The following is a 16,760-nucleotide window of genomic DNA, read 5'->3' as shown; positions in this document are numbered from 1 at the left end:
CTGGACGAGGTGCTATGAATATTTTATTTATTGGTGATATTTTTGGCCGTCCCGGAAGAGAAATTGCAGTATCATTAGTTCCGCAGTTACGGCAGAGATATCGGGTTGATTTTTGTATTGCGAATGCGGAAAATGCTGCTGCCGGTAAGGGGTTAACGGAAGTTATTCTAACGCAATTATTATCGTGCGGTATAGATGTAGTAACCGGCGGAAACCATATTTGGCATAAAAAAGAAATTATTCCGGTAATGGAAAAAGAACCGCGGTTGATTCGCCCTGCAAATTTGCCTGAAGGAACTCCCGGCCGTGGTGCTGGGATATTTACGATAGCTGATAAATATAATATTGCTGTCGTCCAGTTAATTGGGCGAATATATCTCGCTTGTGTAGATTGTCCGTTTCAGGTTATTCGCCGAGAGTTGAATCAATTGAAATCGCAAACGAATATGATTATTGTCGATATGCATGCGGAAGCTACTTCAGAAAAAGTCGCCATGGGTTGGTATCTCGATGGTGAAGTGAGTGCTGTGGTAGGAACCCATACCCATATACAAACTGCCGACGAAAAAATTTTGCCTAAAGGGACCGCATATATAACTGATGTCGGTATGACCGGTCCCCATGATTCGGTTATCGGCGTGAAAAAAGAGATTATCTTGAAAATGTTTCTAACCCAGTTACCAGTAACCCATGAAGTTGCGTCTGACGATGTAAAACTGCAAGCAGTGTTATTGACCATAGATGAATTAACGGGAAAAGCTACCGCTATATCTCGGTTGTCCATAGTGAATGAAGATTTGCAAAACCAGTAAAGCTAATGATGGTTTAGGTTCGTATATTATGAAACCGTATACTGTAACAGAACTAACCTTAAGAATTAAAGAAATTCTCGAATCGAATTTTCCTGAAGTCTGGGTTGAAGGTGAAGTAAGTAATTATAAAGTTTCAACGAACGGACATGCATTTTTCAAATTGAAAGATGAACGAAGTCTGATCAATAGTGTGATTTGGCGGAGTAATTTACAGAAGATAAAGTTTAATATTGAAGATGGTCAACAATTAATTGTTAAAGGATATATCGATGTTTTTGAACCGCAAGGTCTGTATCAACTTGTTATTGAAACCGTGGAACCCGTTGGGGTTGGTGCGTTGCAGAGAGCTTTCGAAGAGTTAAAAAAGAAACTTCAGGAAGAAGGATTATTCGATGAAAAATATAAAAAACCGATTCCGGTATTTCCACAAAAAATCGCAGTTGTTACTTCGCCGACCGGAGCTGCGATTAGAGATATTCTGAATATATTAAAACGACGGTTTGCGAATATTCAGGTTGTAATTTATCCTGTTTTGGTTCAGGGAAAAGAAGCAGCCGAACAAATCGCTACAGCAATCAATGATTTAAATCGATTAAAAAATTGCGAAGTTATTATCCTTGCTCGCGGTGGTGGTTCACTCGAAGATTTATGGCCGTTCAATGAGGAAATTGTTGCCCGAGCAATTTTTGATTGTGATATTCCAATCATTTCTGCAGTCGGGCACGAAACGGATTATACGATCAGTGATTTTGTTGCGGATTTACGCGCTCCGACCCCATCAGCAGCAGCGGAATTGGTGGTGAAAAATAAACAAGACGTTATCGAAAAACTCGCCGGATTACATCGCTATCTCCATAATACGGTTCGATATAAAATATCGACGTTAAAAACAAAAGTTGAACAGCTCATCCAGCGCCCCGTTATTATTCGACCTTACGATAAAATCAATCAATTATCCCTCTACATTGATACGTTACATAATCAATTCCGAACACAGATTGACTATATTTTCGAGTCGATGAACAATAGGTATCATCGTGCTTCGGCTCTACTGCTCCAATATAGCCCGCAGCAGAAATTAGCACGAGCTAGGGAAATGATACAAAAAGAGACGCGTACCCTCCGTGATATAATAGTATATCGGCATAGACTTATAGCAGCGAAGGTAACAGCGATAACCGAAAAATTAGCAATATTAAATCCATTAGCTATTCTCGAACGCGGTTATAGTATCAGTTATACCTATCCGGAGAAAAAGATTGTTAAAACTATTGAGCAATTGCAATGCGGGAAGAAAGTTTCGGTTCGCGTTGCGCAAGGTGAATTCATTGCTACGGTTGAACAATTACACCGTAGCTGAAAGAGGTTATTTATGTCTGAGAAGAATCAAAAAAATAAAAGTGAAGAAATAAAAAAAATCAACGCAAAAAACAGTTTGAAATTCGAGGAAGCACTCAAACGACTGGAAGAAATCGTTAAACATCTTGAGAGTAGCGAAGTATCTTTAGAAGAGTCAATTACATTGTTTGAAGAAGGGATTCGGTTATCCAAATATTGTAGTCAGAAACTTGAAGAAGCGGAACAGCGGATAACGAAATTGATAAAAACCGACTCTGATGAATTCCAAGAAATCCCTTTCGAGGAAACGGAGTCGAATCAAGAACTTTCATAGTCTTACGTCGTTAGGGTTGGGAAAATGAGAGTTATTCTTTTCGTGACCCATGGTAAATAGCTTGGTAATGATATCATCGATTTAATATATGGATATACAGAATTATCTACATAAGAGAATTGAAATTATCAACGCTTATTTAGAGAACCATATTCCGTTAGATAACCAATATCCGGCGGAAATATATCGGGCGATGCGATATAGTGTATTTGCTGGTGGGAAACGGATTCGACCTATTTTAACCTTAGCTACAGCAGAATTACTCAACGGAAATATTCAGCGCGTTTTACCGGTAGCTTGTGCTATCGAATTAATTCATACCTATTCACTCATCCACGACGATTTACCCTATATGGACAATGATGATTATCGTCGTGGGAAACTAACCTGTCATAAACAGTTTGGGGAAGCAATTGCTATTCTCGCAGGAAATGCATTGTTAATGTTAGCGATGCAGTTTATTACCAATAGCCAAAGTAAAGCAAAGCTCGATAGCCGGCTTCAAACTCGTATTCTTAAAGAACTGACCGTTGCTAGCGGCTTTGCAGGTATGGTTGGCGGACAAATAGTTGATACCGAATCAGAAAATAAATCGGTTGATTTTGATACAGTGTACTATATACATACGCATAAAACCGGCGCATTACTCTGTAGTTCAATTCGCATCGGAGCAATACTATCAAACGCGAATAAGTCGCAATTACAAAGATTAACCCGATTTGGTAATGCATTAGGTCTAATGTTTCAAATAACAGATGATATTCTGGATGAAATGGATAATCGTTTCCAATTACAGAAAATTGGGAAACGCGACCGCATTCGTGGAAAAGCAACGTTTCCGAGCGTTATTGGGATTGAAAAATCAAAAGATACTGTCGCCCAATTATATACTGATTGCCAGAACATCATGCATCCGTTTGGGAAAAAAGCCGAAGCTCTGGTAGCTATAGCTGAACTAGTAGCAAAACGGATTGAATAGATTGAAAACTAAATGCGATTAATATTATCAAGATAGATATAACTATGGTTAAATCGCTATCAGAAATAAAATCACCACAGGATTTCAAAACATTTACTATTCCGGAATTAGAACATTTAGCGCGTGAAATTCGCGATAAAATTATCAGTACCGTAGCTAAAACTGGCGGGCATCTCGCGTCGAGTCTTGGTACAGTTGAACTAGCGATAGCATTACATTATGTTTTTAATACCCCCAAAGACCAGATTATTTGGGATGTTGGGCACCAAGCATACGCACATAAACTGTTGACCGGGCGATACGACCAATTCCACACGTTGCGCCAGTACGGCGGACTCTGTGGTTTTACGCATCATGCGGAAAGTGAATTTGATGTTATGACAACTGGCCATGCCAGTACCAGTATTTCTGCTGCTTTGGGTATAGCGTGTGCGCGCGATATGCAAGGAGAAAAATATGCGGTAATTGCAGTTATTGGCGATGGCGGAATGACTGGCGGAATGGCATTTGAAGCGTTAAACAACGCTGGGCATCTCAAAAAAGATATGCTTGTTATCTTAAACGATAATGAAATGTCAATATCACCAAATGTTGGTGGATTAGCAGCGTATTTAAACCGAATCATTACTGACCACCATTATAATATTGCACAGAAAAAAGTCACTGAATTTATGAAGAGAATCCCGCATGTTGGTCAGTCGATGGTATTTTTGAAAAAACGTCTTGAAGAATTTGTTAAAGGATTAGTTTCGAAAGGGGTGATTTTTGAGGAACTCGGCTTCCGATACGTTGGTCCTGTTGATGGTAATAATCTAGCGTTATTAATTGATACCTTAAAAAAAATCAAAGAGTTTAAAGGACCGGTTCTACTCCATATTGTTACTAAAAAAGGTAAAGGATATGCCCCAGCTGAAAAGAATCCAGTCGTTTGGCATGGCACTCCTTCGTTTAATATTGATACAGGCGAATTTGATGAAGATGGATACGTTTCTTATACTGATATTTTCGCTGAAACAATAGTTGAATTGGCTAAAGAAAACCGCAATATTGTTGCGATAACTGCGGCTATGGCATCAGGTACAGGCTTAAAAAAATTTGCACAAACATTTCCTGAAAGATTCTATGATGTAGGCATAGCTGAACAGCATGCGGTAACGTTTGCTGCTGGATTAGCTACAAAAGGATTACGTCCCGTGGTAGCTATATATTCAACTTTTCTCCAGCGTGCATTCGACCAATTGGTACATGATATCGGCATTCCTAATCTACCGGTTGTATTTACCATTGATCGCGGGGGGTTAGTCGGAGGAGACGGAATGACGCATCAAGGGATATTCGATTTAAGCTATTTAAGAATGATACCGAATATGGCAATAATGGTTCCAAAAGATGAAGTAGAACTACGTCAGATGTTAGCACTTGCTATTGAATATACCGCTGGACCAATAGCCATTCGATATCCACGAGATAAGATAACCAATCAAATTTCAACTTCTCCCCAGTCTTCAAAACAGAATTCTCGGTTCTTACAATTCGGAAAAGCGGAAATATTGCGTTCCGGAAAAGAAATTGCTCTTCTTGCTATCGGAACGATGGTTACCCCAAGTTTAGAAGCTGCATATGAACTTGAAAAACTGGGTTTGGATCCCGCAGTAGTTAATATGCGATTTGTTAAACCATTAGATGAAGGGTTGCTGAAAGAATTAGCTAAAACATTTTCATGGTTTATTACCGTTGAAGAGAATGTTCTTTCAGGGGGATTTGGTTCCGCGGTAACTGAATTTTTGAATCAGCATAGGTTATATCAGGTTAAAGTACGGTCAATCGGATTGCCAGACGAATTTCCACCACATGGTGCCCGTTCAATTCTCTTACAGAATTATGGATTAACTCCAGAAGGTATTAAAATGATTATTCTTGATACTTGCATCAAAACTTAATTATACACCTCTGGAAAAATACTTTAATCATTCAACCGCCATACAAAGTCTCATCAATCGTTTAAACTCGATAGATATCAGAAACATTACTAATAAGCAATCAGACTTGGATTTTAAACTAGAATTCTTAATTTCGTTATAGTAAAGCGGCGAGGCAATGCAGCAGGTTAACCCTATTTTTTATTTACAGGAATCGCAATATTACGGTATTATAATAATGTTATTATAATGAACGTTCGTGATGTAATCGCATTGCTACCATTACATGGCATAGACCTGATCTATAGCTCAGTCAAACTCATATAGTAAGCATAAGTATTGTTATAGGACACGAATAATCAAAAATAGCATTTGAACAGTTCCGTTGGTGTATTCTAAGGATTTATCGTGATAGCATTTCATAATGTGAGTAAAATATATCCACCAGACACTGTAGCGTTATCTGAGATAAATTTATTGATAACGAAAGGAGAACTCGTGTTATTGTGCGGAGCAAACGGTTCTGGAAAAACCACCTTACTACATTTAATAAATCGATACGAACGACCCACGAAAGGTGAAGTCATTGTTTTTGGACGGAATCTATCAGAAATCAAATGGTATGAAGTCCCATACCTACGGCGCCGAATCGGGGTTATTTTCCAAGAGTTTAAATTACTGCGAACCAAAACCGTATATGAAAACTTAGCGTTTGTCCTTCAAGTTCTCGGTATCGGAGAAAAAGAATGTCGCCGTCGTGTATTCGAAATGTTGGACAAAGTAAGTTTATCGAACCGAGCGGAAGTGTATCCAAGAAATTTATCACGCGGAGAACAACAACGGTTACGAATCGCCCGCGCATTGATATACGAACCGACAATCATTTTAGCTGACGAACCCACAGCGCATCTTGATGCGCAGACAACTCAAGATATAACAAAATTACTACTCGATGCGAACCGAAATGGCGCGATTTTAATTTGGGCTACACAGGGTCCTGACCCGTTTCCGGAAGTCAAAAAACGATTGCTCCAGCTTGACCAAGGGAAATTGGTTGGTCTGGATACTGAAAAACAACCAATAGAGATTAAATCAGAAATTCCGCTCCGTAATTTTCATCAAAATTAGCGCGATTAATTTGCATGAAGGCAAGGTATCGGATATGTCGTTCGGGTTCGCGATTGACGTATGGTTTTTAGACCCCAACGGTTTGACGAATCGTTTGTTGATGTATATCGAGACTTATTTCGTTACCGTTACCCGATATCAGCAGCAAACGTTACCAATAACCGCAACTTCATATGCGAATTAGACTAGTTAAATATTTTTTTAAAGAAGCGTGGTTAAGCTTGGAACGAAGTGCGGCATTGAGTATAATCACCGTATTAACCATTGCGGTAGCGTTGAGCGTGTTAGGGATATTTTTCTGGGTTATATCGAATTTAGAAGAACTCCGTGCCTCATTTGGTAAAGAAGTAGCGATTATTGTGTTTTTAAATGAAGGCTACGATAATAAACAGATTGACCAATTAGTTCAAGAAATTCGGAATATCGATGGTGTATCGGAAGTGGTCTATTTGCCGAAAGATAAAGCTCTTGCAGAATTTATGAAAGATGCTGAAGTTAAACGTGAAATTCAATTACTCGGATTTAATCCATTGCCTGATACGTTGGAAGTCCGAACAGCAACTGCATTTTCAAAAGAGAAATTAGAAAATATTGCGGAACAAATTCTACAAATGCCAATTGTGGATAGTGTAGATTATGGACAGGAATGGGTTGAACGTTTATCGCAGTTTTTAAAAGTTATTCGATTTTTTGCGGTGATTGTTGGAACAGTCATTGTTGGTGCGACATTAGTGATTATTGCGAATACTATCCGATTGACCATTCACAATCGACGAGATGAAATTGAAGTGATGAAACTTGTCGGTGCTACGGATTGGTTGGTTCGCGGTCCTTTTATTTTGGAAGGGTTTGTACAAGGGTTACTCGGTGCAATTGTTGCAGTAACTGCATTATATGGTATCTATAATTTAACCTTAGTGCAAATTGGTGGAGTAGCATTTATTACGTATCCATTTATACTCGGTCTGGTTTTCGGTGGAATGATGTTAGGGTGTCTTGGTGCAATGATATCCCTGCGAAGATACTTACGAGTATAAGTTATTACGATTATCAATATTCATTTTCAATGCGCAAGTATCCATTTTGCGTTGAATATTGTTTATGGAACATTTTGGATTGAGATGATGAATAGGAATTCAGTTATTCGATACTTAAAACGGTCATTGGTACCTTATACTTCGTACTTGGTATTTGGTATATGGATTTTGATGGTTGGCACTAACATATTTGCTCAGGATAGTTCAATTCTCGAAAAAGAAAATGAATTGAAAAAAATAGAGAAAACTATCCGAGATACAGAATTGAAAAAGAATGAAACGAAAAAAACAGAAAAAAAGATATTACAAGAACTGGATAGTATCAATCTACGATTGAAAGTAAAAGAACGTGAATTATCGGTTATCGAGCGCAACTTATTGGAAAACAAGAAAAAATCGATGATACTAACGCAAGAGTTGTTATCAGCCCAGTCTCGTCTAGCGCAATATAAAGATTATTTATCCAAACGGTTGGTTCGGCAATATTTTTCTGGTAAGTTCAGTTTTTGGCGGACTTTATTTACCCAGCAGAGTTATCGTGACATATTATTACGGTCGCGATATAACCGCATTATAGCATATACCGATGCGAAATATATTTTATTAACCAACCAAGCTTCTAGAAAAATTCAGAAACAGCAGTTTGATTTAGCGGAATTAGACCGAAGTCAACGAATACAACAGCAGGAGCTCACCAGAGCAAAAAAAATCTATTTAGCTGAGCAAGCGAATAAAACCCTATTTTTAACGAAGGTACGAAACGATCGTGCTACCTACGAACGGACAATAGCAGAGTTAAAAGAAGCTGCAGTTAAACTAGAAGCTATGATTCGAGAACTTCGTTCGCGGCAAATAGCTGCTCGAGAAGTAACCTATAGTGGCGAACCATTTTCAGCGATGCAGCGTCGGTTGATTTGGCCTGTGAGCGAAGGGAAAATTATTGCGGGGTTTGGTCGGCAGAAAGTTGCTGGTGGAGAGAGTGAAATTGTGTTAACCGGGATAACTATTCGTGCGCCTATTGGGACGCCAGTAGATGCGGTTCATTCCGGTCGAGTTATTTTCGCTGATTGGTTAGCGGGATATGGAAATATGGTCATCATTGACCACGGTAAAGGTTATTGGACAACTTATGCCCATTTACAAGATATTTTTGTTAGTAAAGGACAAGATGTGATTCGAAAACAACAAATCGGTTCTGTTGGTGATACAGGTTCGTTAATTGGAGCGCAGTTATATTTTGAGATTCGAAAAGATGGTAAACCAATCGACCCGGAAACGTGGCTTGTCGGAAGATGAATTATTCCCTTAGTAAAAGCTAGACTACGTAAAAATATTTTAATTTTATAGTTGACAAAATAGCGCTATAAGGTTTATACTCAAACGATAAAAAAATTAAATTCAATTTGAAGATTTAGCGAGGTTAAAATTATGAAAACATGGTTTTCCGGTAGCTATATAGCGAGCATTATTTTAAGTTTAATACCAACAATGTTATTTGCTGCAGAAATTATCATTGATAATAGTGACTCTACCTGTTTTGTTACACCCGCATATTCCTGGCAAACGAGTGTTTGGGGTGATGTATATGGTGCGGATAAGTTATATACCACAAAGAGTGATATTGTTAAATCGGTCCGATGGAGAGCGCAGCTTAATCCTGGCCGATATCGCGTTTTCGCTTGGGTGAATCCAGCCTCGTATGCGAGCGATGCGAAATATACAATTTATTATGGTCAGAATTCGGTAACCTTAATTCGTAACCAAACTACGGCGGAAGGGAAATGGAGTATTGATTTAGGGGTTTATGATTTTGATACGGTTGGCGAAGTAGTGTTAACTAATGAATGGCAGGGACCAGAACAATTTATTGTTGCTGATGCGATTAAGTTTGTTGAAGTTTCCACGACCGAGTTCAGCTGGTCTGCCAAAACGCCAGCGGATGCTCTAGCCATGGCAAAATCTTCCGGGAAGGCGATTCTTCTTTTCTTCTCTACCGAAAAAGCAACCGACGCGCAAAAACTTCTCGCTGAAACCTTAACTGACCCGACCGTAGTAAAGTGGGGTATGCAATTTATTACCGTCCATATTCAGGTAGATAAAAATCCAGAGTTAGCGGAACCATATGGAATATATCGGGTACCAGTTATTATTTTTCAAGATTATTCGGGTAAAGAAATACATCGAATAGAACAGTTTATTTCAGCAGCAGAGTTAGTCCAGGAAATGAATAAAGCGCTAGCAAAAAATGTCCCGCCAGTACGGTAATAATAGGTAGGTTAGCTCGTATAAGTTTAGTGTTTTTCCTAATAACTTTGAACACATAACTTCCAACTAGTATTACCCGTATTATCCCTTTAGTCCGGTCAATGTTATCCCGCGCATAATATGTTTCTGGAAGAACATAAACAGAAGTATAGGCGGCGTAGACGCGATAAAGAGACTCGATAAAATTACTCGCCAGGGAACAGAGCTGGTGAGTTGAAAATCATAGAGTTTAACCATAATCGGGAATTTTTCCGGGGTGGAAAGAACCATTAAAGGCCAGAGAAAACTATTCCAAGTTCCCATAAACGAAAAAATGGTTAATACTGCGAGCACCGGTTTACTTAATGGCAAAACTAGCTGAACAAATATCCGAAATTCAGAAGCGCCGTCAATTCGTGCAGCAGCAATTAAATCGTTCGGAAGACTATCAAAAAACCCTTTTAACAGAAAAATAAAAAATGCGTTTACTCCTGCAGGAAGGATGATTGACCAATAGGTATCTAATAAGTTTATATGGAAAATCGGGATATCTTTTACTGTTATATACAAAGGAATCAAAATTGAAGTGAAAGGAACCATTAAGGTGCTCAGAAAAAGCAGGAGTATATATTTTCCAGCAGGTGGGTCGAGTTTTGAAAGTGAATATGCCGCTAATGAACTGATCATCAATGATGTTAACCAGCACCCTAATGCCAACAATAAAGTATTATGAAAATAATGAATAAATTTTATTTGGTTCCATGCTTCGATATAATTATCGAATCGCCATGATTTCGGTAAGAAATTCGGTGGAACTGCGAGCAGTTCAGCATCAGTTTTAAATCCGCTTAACCAACCCCAAAGTAAAGGAAATACTGCAGTAATCGATAGTATAAACAAGAAAATAAATAGTAGCCAATATCCTAGTTTAACACTTGGTTTCTTATAATCCGCTTCAGAAATGAGCGTTCTTCCTTTAACCATTTGCAGTTTATCAGGTAATATCTGATTCATAGCTTTACCACATTCAAGAATTGTATTCGATAGGGCTAGAACGTATCGTCTATAACCCATTAAAGTTTAATATGTTTACCTCGATTCAATGGTTCAATCAGAGAATTCTGCGCGCAATCATCGGTATTCAACATTTTCTATTCAATTTGGAATCGTTTTGTTAATCGAAAATAAATAATCGTTAGAATTAATAAAACAGTAAATAAACATAAACTAATTGCTGCTGCTGCACCGAATTGGACGTATGTAAATGCATATCGATATATCAGCAGCATAATGGTTAAAGTAGCGTTATTCGGCCCGCCTTTCGTCATAATCAATGGTTCACCAAAAACCTGAAATGTACCTATAATCTGAAGTAACAACATCATTAACATTACCGGTCGAAGTTGTGGTATCGTTATATGAAACAACCGTTGCCGAATTGAAGCGCCGTCAATTTCAGCAGATTCATAAAGTTCTTCTGGAATGCCTTGCAGACCAGCAAGATAGATTATCGCGGTTGCTCCCGCTCCTTGCCAGGTTGCCATGATAACCAAACTTACCATAGCAGTTTTTTCACTTAATAACCACTGGCAAGGCGGCAAATGGATATAGGAGAGAAGATAATTCGCTAGCCCAATTTCCGGTTCATAAAACCAACGCCACATAATCGCCACCACTACCATTGGAAGTATTGCTGGTAGATAAAATGCCGTTCGGAAATATCCACGGAATCGACGGAGTTCATTTATCGCTATCGCGAGAAATACCGGAATAAAATATCCGAGTAATAAACCGAGAAAAACAAAATAGATAACGTTTTTCCATGCAGTCCAGAATAGTGGATCATTGAATACGAGCCGAAAGTTCGCCCAGCCGACGAACTGTGGCGGGATATCCGTTCGTACGGCAAAATGCTGAAAACTAATAATAAACCCACGAATAATCGGATACCAACTAAACCATGAAAAAAATAGCAGTGCTGGCAGTAAAAAAAGAAAACTAATCCACTTTTTTCTGAGATACATTACAGGGAGTTGCATAGTGCCATATTACTCATGAGACTTAATGGTATCGAGAAACCGGGTTTGGAATTGAGTCGCAGCGGTATCTAACAGTTTTTTCGGGTCAGCATTTTTATTCGATAACACTGATTGCACCGCCGGACTCAACGCTTCACTATACAATTGCTGGCAGAAAAAAGGTGGTTCAGCTTTAACATATTTATTCGCCTCAGTTCGGAATCGTTCATAAAGCGGAATATTACGATATGTATCAAGGATACGATCGAATATTTCTTTTCGTTCTCCTTGATAAGCACATAATTGCGGGATACCGACAATTCGTCCTTGTTCTTTTCGCAGTTTTGTGATTTGTTCAAATGCTGCTGTATCATGGGCGAAGGTGATATATTTCCAACAAGCATCTTGTTTTTCTCGGCTAATTGTCGGATTGATTATTGCATACCCACCCCCCATTTGGTTTGCGCGTCCTGCAGGTCCTGCAGGAAGAATGGTAACTCCGATATTATTAATGTCCATACCATATTTCTCAACTAGAATTGGAATCCATTCCGGGGTCATCATCGCCATAGCTATTTGGTCAGAAGCGAAGAGTTTGAATGCTTCCTCGCTATCAATCAAAAAATTCGGCTGCAAAACGTCGTATTTCCAACGTAAATCTTTTATAAACTGTAATGCATGCACCGCAGGTGGTGCATTGAATACCGCAATCCATTTGTTCCCTTGTTTTTGTTCAAAATCTCCTCCAGCTTGCCAGACCCAATTTAGAAAATACCAACCTGCAGCACCGGTTGCAGCGCAAATTCCGAATCCGGAAATATTCTTTTTTCGGTCAGTTAATTTAACCGCAGTTTGCACAAATTCATCCCAGGTTTCTGGTGGTTTTGGTTCTCCAGTACTATCAACAATCCCAGCGGATTTAAAAAGTTTTTTATTATAAAATAATCCCATGATATATCCGCTATATGGTCCTGCGGGTAAACCATAGTATCTCCCATTGACTGTATATGGGGCGAGGATAGCTGGATTTAAATCCGGGTAGTTCTCCCAAGTTCGTATTCTATCCGTTAGGTCTAAAGCGAGATTCTTTTCTGCTACGCCAATTCCTTCTGTAGCAAACATTCCTACGACATCGGTACATGTTCCGCCAGCCATTTTGGTTAGAAACGTTTCTGGAGTGAACTGCCACGAACTCATTTTAACTTTAATATTAGGATATTTTTTATTAAATAGTGCTAAGTATACCCGTGTTTCTTCCTCTGCCAGCTTATCTCCTTCACGGGGTCCATTATTAACGGTTATAACAACCATATTTGAATTTGTATTTGATGGCAAGTCAGTTTTGGAAGAACCGCACCCGCATAAGTATATACATAAGCTGTTATAAATTACTAGAGGAATGAGTATATGTAATAGTAGTTTCATTATTTTCACATTGAATAAAAAAGGGTGGCTTTTATGCGAAGTACAAAAGTACCAAGTATAAAAAGAGCCACCCTTTTTTTCAGGAAACTCGTATGGGTTATTCGTTATTCAAACAACTCCCAGCCACGTTGCCCTTGCAGCGGTACCCGCGTTGGTATTTCACGCACCGTGGATTTTAATTCAGATTCTGGAAATAGTGGTGCTTTCGTTGGCACGACAATGAGATAGACGCTCTTGATTTTTGCCGGTGTATCGCTATCTATACAAAACAGCGGAGCTTCTCCTGCGCCAGTAGCATAAAAGGTTACATTATCTCCAGAAGTAGTATTGATATATCCTATTGCAACACTATCAACTGATGCGGTAGTGCTAAATGACCAACTATATGGTTTTAATCCACCAGTTGCACTAATACCAGCACTACTACCGATTGGTCTCAGAATCGTTTCTGCGGATAGCGTTAACTGGAGCGATGCGGTTGATAAAACAAAAGTACCCGGACCTAGCGCCGTCGTACTTATCGCTACAGCATCAATATATCCATCCATGCCTCGATGGTCAGCGAAGTTAGCGCGATTTGCTGCATTAAATCCAATTGAGAAGAAATGGCCAATATCAGAGCTACATCCAAGACTAAAACTATTTCCCGTAGCGTTATATGTGGTAGACCCTTGTAATACTCCGTTTAAATAGAGTAAAATGGTACTTGTTGCTGGGTTACTATTATTGTAGTTTAATACCGCAGCAACATGCGTCCATTGTTTTGTTGGAACCGGATTGATTGAATTGACATACATTCCATTACTATCGCCTTTATCAGTCCAAAACGATAGTCTATTTGTTCCACCACTACTCGCTCCGTGGATTCGCAGCATCCATTGGAATGTTTGCCCGAAAGGCCATTCCGTTGAACCTAAATATTGTAAACTTGCAACATTTTTCGTACCAATATCAGCAGTGTTCAGGCAGAAAATGTACTCAACTGTTAGTGACCCAGGTGGAAATGCCGGAGTAAATAAAATATGGTATCCTTCATCTCTTCCTGGACTATGTACCCGTAACGCTTTACCACCTTGGAATGGTGCGCCAAGTCCGATGATATTTGCATCAACAATTTCTGGTTCCGTATTCGGTTCTGTGGTATCAATATTGAGGTTGTCCATTTTCCAAATTGCAGTACATTGAGTCGGGATAATTTCCCCAGGACCAATAATATAATAATTCGGAGCTGGACCAATCGTAGCATTATCAAACGTGATTTTAAATAACGGCGCTGTATTTCCTCCATAAGCTAATAGCGTAGTTAAAAAAACAAACAATAGAATTTTTTTCATTATCTAATTCACCTCCTTCCAGATAAAATTTTCTACTCCTTAGTATAAACCTAAAAGGATGATATTGTCAACACGGAGTTGATTTATTCTCCTCGGGGAGAAAGGGTACGAATTGCATCCATGATTTTAGATACGATAATTCGATAGGTTTCCTTTTCATCCGGTAATTGATATTCTGTTTTCAGGTTGATCGGCGGTCCATAGTATACCGTGATTTTTTTCGGTTTCGGGAATTTTGCATACCGTGGATACGCCGCAAACGAGCCGTCTATATATACCGGAATAACCGGCGCTTGTGATTTATAGGCAATCAACCCGACGCCGGGCAATCCCGGTTTAAGTTTACCGTCAATACTTCTTGTTCCCTCAGGATATATTACCACGATTTCACCTCGAGCTAAATAATCAAGAGTCATTTTTACTGCTTGTCGGTCAAATATATCGCGTCGGATAGGAAACCCACCAACGCGTGGTATCCACCACGCTAATAGTTTTTTATTCCATAAATCATGCCGTGCCATAAATTTTACCGGGCGGGATAGCAACACTGCATCTAAAAACGGGTCGAGATAACTTGCATGATTTGAAACTAACAATACCGGTCCCGTTTTAGGGATATGTTCAAGTCCAACTGCGGAGATACGAAAATATAATTTACAGAACAAGAATGAAATCCATTGATTAATCCGATAAAACCATGTTTTCTTTTCCGCCATAATTATAATTTCGGTTGGTTCGTAAGTTGCGATAATAGTTGTGTAAATGTTGGAAATGAGGTGTTGATACATTCCGTATCAGAAACACTAGTTGTACCTCTTGCGATTAACCCAGCGATCGCAAGTGACATTGCTATTCGATGGTCACCGAAACTATGGCACGTGGTTCCGGTTAAAGCGGTCGGTCCATAGATTATCATTCCATCGTCTTGCTCTTCGATTTTTGCACCGAATCGAGTTAATTCGGAGACTACCGCATGGATGCGGTCAGTTTCTTTAACTCGGAGTTCCGCAGCATCGCGAATAACTGTTCTCCCTTCCGCTTGCGTCGCAAGAACTGCTAGGATCGGAATTTCATCTATAAGCGTAGGGATAATTGTTCCACCGATTTCGGTTCCATACAATTGACTCCATTGAACGACAATATCCGCTACCGGTTCAGGTCCATCCTCATGTTGATTTTCTAATTGGATATATGCGCCCATTTCTTTTAAGACATGCAGCAATCCAGTTCGGGTTGGATTTATCCCAACATTTTTAATCACTAATTTAGAATCGGGGATAAGTAATCCAGCAGCAATAAAAAACGCTGCAGATGAAATATCGCCTGGAACCGATAAATCTTTTGCTACCAATTTTTGGCCACCTTGAATGATGCAAGTTAATCCGGCAATTGTGACTTCTACTCCTAGGTACCGAAGCATCCGTTCCGTATGGTCGCGCGAAGCCGCTGGTTCCGTTATCGTCGTTGTTCCGTTCGCATAAAGCCCAGCGAGTAGAAGCGCAGACTTAACCTGTGCGCTCGCAATAGGAAGTTTATAATCTATCGCTCGCAGATTCCCACCGTGGATAGATAGCGGTGGATAGTTATTATTATTTCGGCCGTAAATTTTAGCGCCCATTTTCGTCAACGGTTCAATCACGCGTTTCATTGGCCGCTGGCATAGGTATTGGTCGCCGGTAAGTACAGCAAAAAAATCTTGACCTGCAAGTATACCGAGAATCAACCGCATAGTTGTTCCCGAGTTCCCCGCGTTTAATACTTGCATGGGTTCTTCTAACCCGAATAACCCTTTTCCTTGCACGATAACCCGGTCGGTACCCAATCCGGCTATTTCTATTCCCATTGTCTGAAATGCGGTTGCCGTGCATAAACAATCTTCACTATTTAAGAAGCCGGTTATGGTCGTTGTTCCTTCCGAAATAGCGCTAAACATAATCGCCCGATGAGAAATCGATTTATCTCCTGGCACAGAAATTTCGCCTGATATTGCATGGGTAATCTGGTTAATGGTCAACGTTTCCATATATACTACGCATTGATTACGATTACAGCGATAAAAACCGTTGATAGTATATCGAATTGGAGTAATCTGTTTTTTAAAATCTGTGTAATCATGTTAGATAAAAAAGATACCTGATTTTGCTAGCTTTCGTCAAGGAGATATTATTAAGGTTAGTTGCGAAAAGTGAGGA

The 16,760-nt window shown here is 39.4% G+C and carries 16 protein-coding genes; 10 read left to right on the top strand and 6 right to left on the bottom strand.

The features are described from left to right. Positions 1-14: 14 nt before the first annotated feature. The 10 genes from N3A72_09395 (at position 15) to N3A72_09350 (ending at position 9,812) form a co-directional block, all read left to right on the top strand. Positions 15-812, top strand: coding sequence for a TIGR00282 family metallophosphoesterase (locus N3A72_09395; protein ID MCX7919799.1), 798 nt, complete (start codon positions 15-17; stop codon positions 810-812). A 28-nt stretch (positions 813-840) separates the two neighbouring features. Next, positions 841-2,172 (top strand): exodeoxyribonuclease VII large subunit, encoded by a 1,332-nt coding sequence (gene xseA / locus N3A72_09390; protein MCX7919798.1) that lies wholly within the window; start codon positions 841-843, stop codon positions 2,170-2,172. A gap of 12 nt (positions 2,173-2,184) precedes the next feature. Then, the gene (xseB, locus tag N3A72_09385) at positions 2,185-2,484 is read left to right on the top strand and encodes an exodeoxyribonuclease VII small subunit (GenBank protein MCX7919797.1); all 300 of its coding nucleotides are present in this window, start codon (positions 2,185-2,187) and stop codon (positions 2,482-2,484) included. A gap of 88 nt (positions 2,485-2,572) precedes the next feature. Then, positions 2,573-3,463, top strand: a complete 891-nt coding sequence (locus N3A72_09380) for a polyprenyl synthetase family protein (GenBank protein ID MCX7919796.1) — start codon at positions 2,573-2,575, stop codon at positions 3,461-3,463. Between the two features lie 44 nt (positions 3,464-3,507). Then, positions 3,508-5,403: a 1-deoxy-D-xylulose-5-phosphate synthase gene (gene dxs, locus N3A72_09375; protein MCX7919795.1), complete on the top strand. Its 1,896-nt coding sequence runs from the start codon at positions 3,508-3,510 to the stop codon at positions 5,401-5,403. 387 nt (positions 5,404-5,790) lie between these two features. Next, complete coding sequence (locus N3A72_09370) at positions 5,791-6,510, top strand: ATP-binding cassette domain-containing protein (GenBank protein MCX7919794.1); 720 nt, start codon at positions 5,791-5,793, stop codon at positions 6,508-6,510. A 34-nt stretch (positions 6,511-6,544) separates the two neighbouring features. Continuing rightward, complete coding sequence (locus N3A72_09365) at positions 6,545-6,694, top strand: hypothetical protein (protein MCX7919793.1); 150 nt, start codon at positions 6,545-6,547, stop codon at positions 6,692-6,694. After that, positions 6,684-7,547 (top strand): permease-like cell division protein FtsX, encoded by an 864-nt coding sequence (ftsX, locus tag N3A72_09360; GenBank protein MCX7919792.1) that lies wholly within the window; start codon positions 6,684-6,686, stop codon positions 7,545-7,547. The genes N3A72_09365 and ftsX overlap by 11 nt, the downstream gene beginning before the upstream one ends. A gap of 171 nt (positions 7,548-7,718) precedes the next feature. Next, positions 7,719-8,843 carry a peptidoglycan DD-metalloendopeptidase family protein gene (locus tag N3A72_09355; protein ID MCX7919791.1) on the top strand — a complete coding sequence of 375 codons (1,125 nt, stop codon included), beginning with the start codon at positions 7,719-7,721 and terminating at the stop codon, positions 8,841-8,843. A gap of 132 nt (positions 8,844-8,975) precedes the next feature. After that, positions 8,976-9,812, top strand: a complete 837-nt coding sequence (locus N3A72_09350) for a thioredoxin family protein (protein MCX7919790.1) — start codon at positions 8,976-8,978, stop codon at positions 9,810-9,812. Between the two features lie 81 nt (positions 9,813-9,893). On the opposite strand, the gene N3A72_09345 is transcribed toward N3A72_09350, so the two are convergent. From N3A72_09345 to aroA, 6 genes are all read right to left on the bottom strand, one after another. Further along, on the bottom strand, positions 9,894-10,805 hold the full coding sequence (locus N3A72_09345) for a carbohydrate ABC transporter permease (GenBank protein ID MCX7919789.1): 912 nt from the start codon (positions 10,803-10,805) through the stop codon (positions 9,894-9,896). Positions 10,806-10,942: 137 nt separating this feature from the next. Next, entirely contained in the window at positions 10,943-11,830 is an 888-nt protein-coding gene (locus tag N3A72_09340) for a sugar ABC transporter permease (GenBank protein MCX7919788.1), read from the bottom strand. A gap of 9 nt (positions 11,831-11,839) precedes the next feature. After that, on the bottom strand, positions 11,840-13,120 hold the full coding sequence (locus N3A72_09335; GenBank protein MCX7919787.1) for a sugar ABC transporter substrate-binding protein: 1,281 nt from the start codon (positions 13,118-13,120) through the stop codon (positions 11,840-11,842). Positions 13,121-13,338: 218 nt separating this feature from the next. Then, complete coding sequence (locus N3A72_09330) at positions 13,339-14,568, bottom strand: LamG domain-containing protein (protein MCX7919786.1); 1,230 nt, start codon at positions 14,566-14,568, stop codon at positions 13,339-13,341. An 83-nt stretch (positions 14,569-14,651) separates the two neighbouring features. Beyond that, on the bottom strand, positions 14,652-15,284 hold the full coding sequence (locus N3A72_09325; protein MCX7919785.1) for a 1-acyl-sn-glycerol-3-phosphate acyltransferase: 633 nt from the start codon (positions 15,282-15,284) through the stop codon (positions 14,652-14,654). 2 nt (positions 15,285-15,286) lie between these two features. Then, entirely contained in the window at positions 15,287-16,591 is a 1,305-nt protein-coding gene (gene aroA, locus N3A72_09320) for a 3-phosphoshikimate 1-carboxyvinyltransferase (GenBank protein ID MCX7919784.1), read from the bottom strand. Positions 16,592-16,760: the final 169 nt, after the last annotated feature.

The organism is bacterium, assembly GCA_026416715.1.
GTDB lineage: Bacteria > UBP4 > UBA4092 > JAOAEQ01 > JAOAEQ01 > JAOAEQ01.
This window is presented reverse-complemented; position numbering and strand designations above follow the sequence as displayed.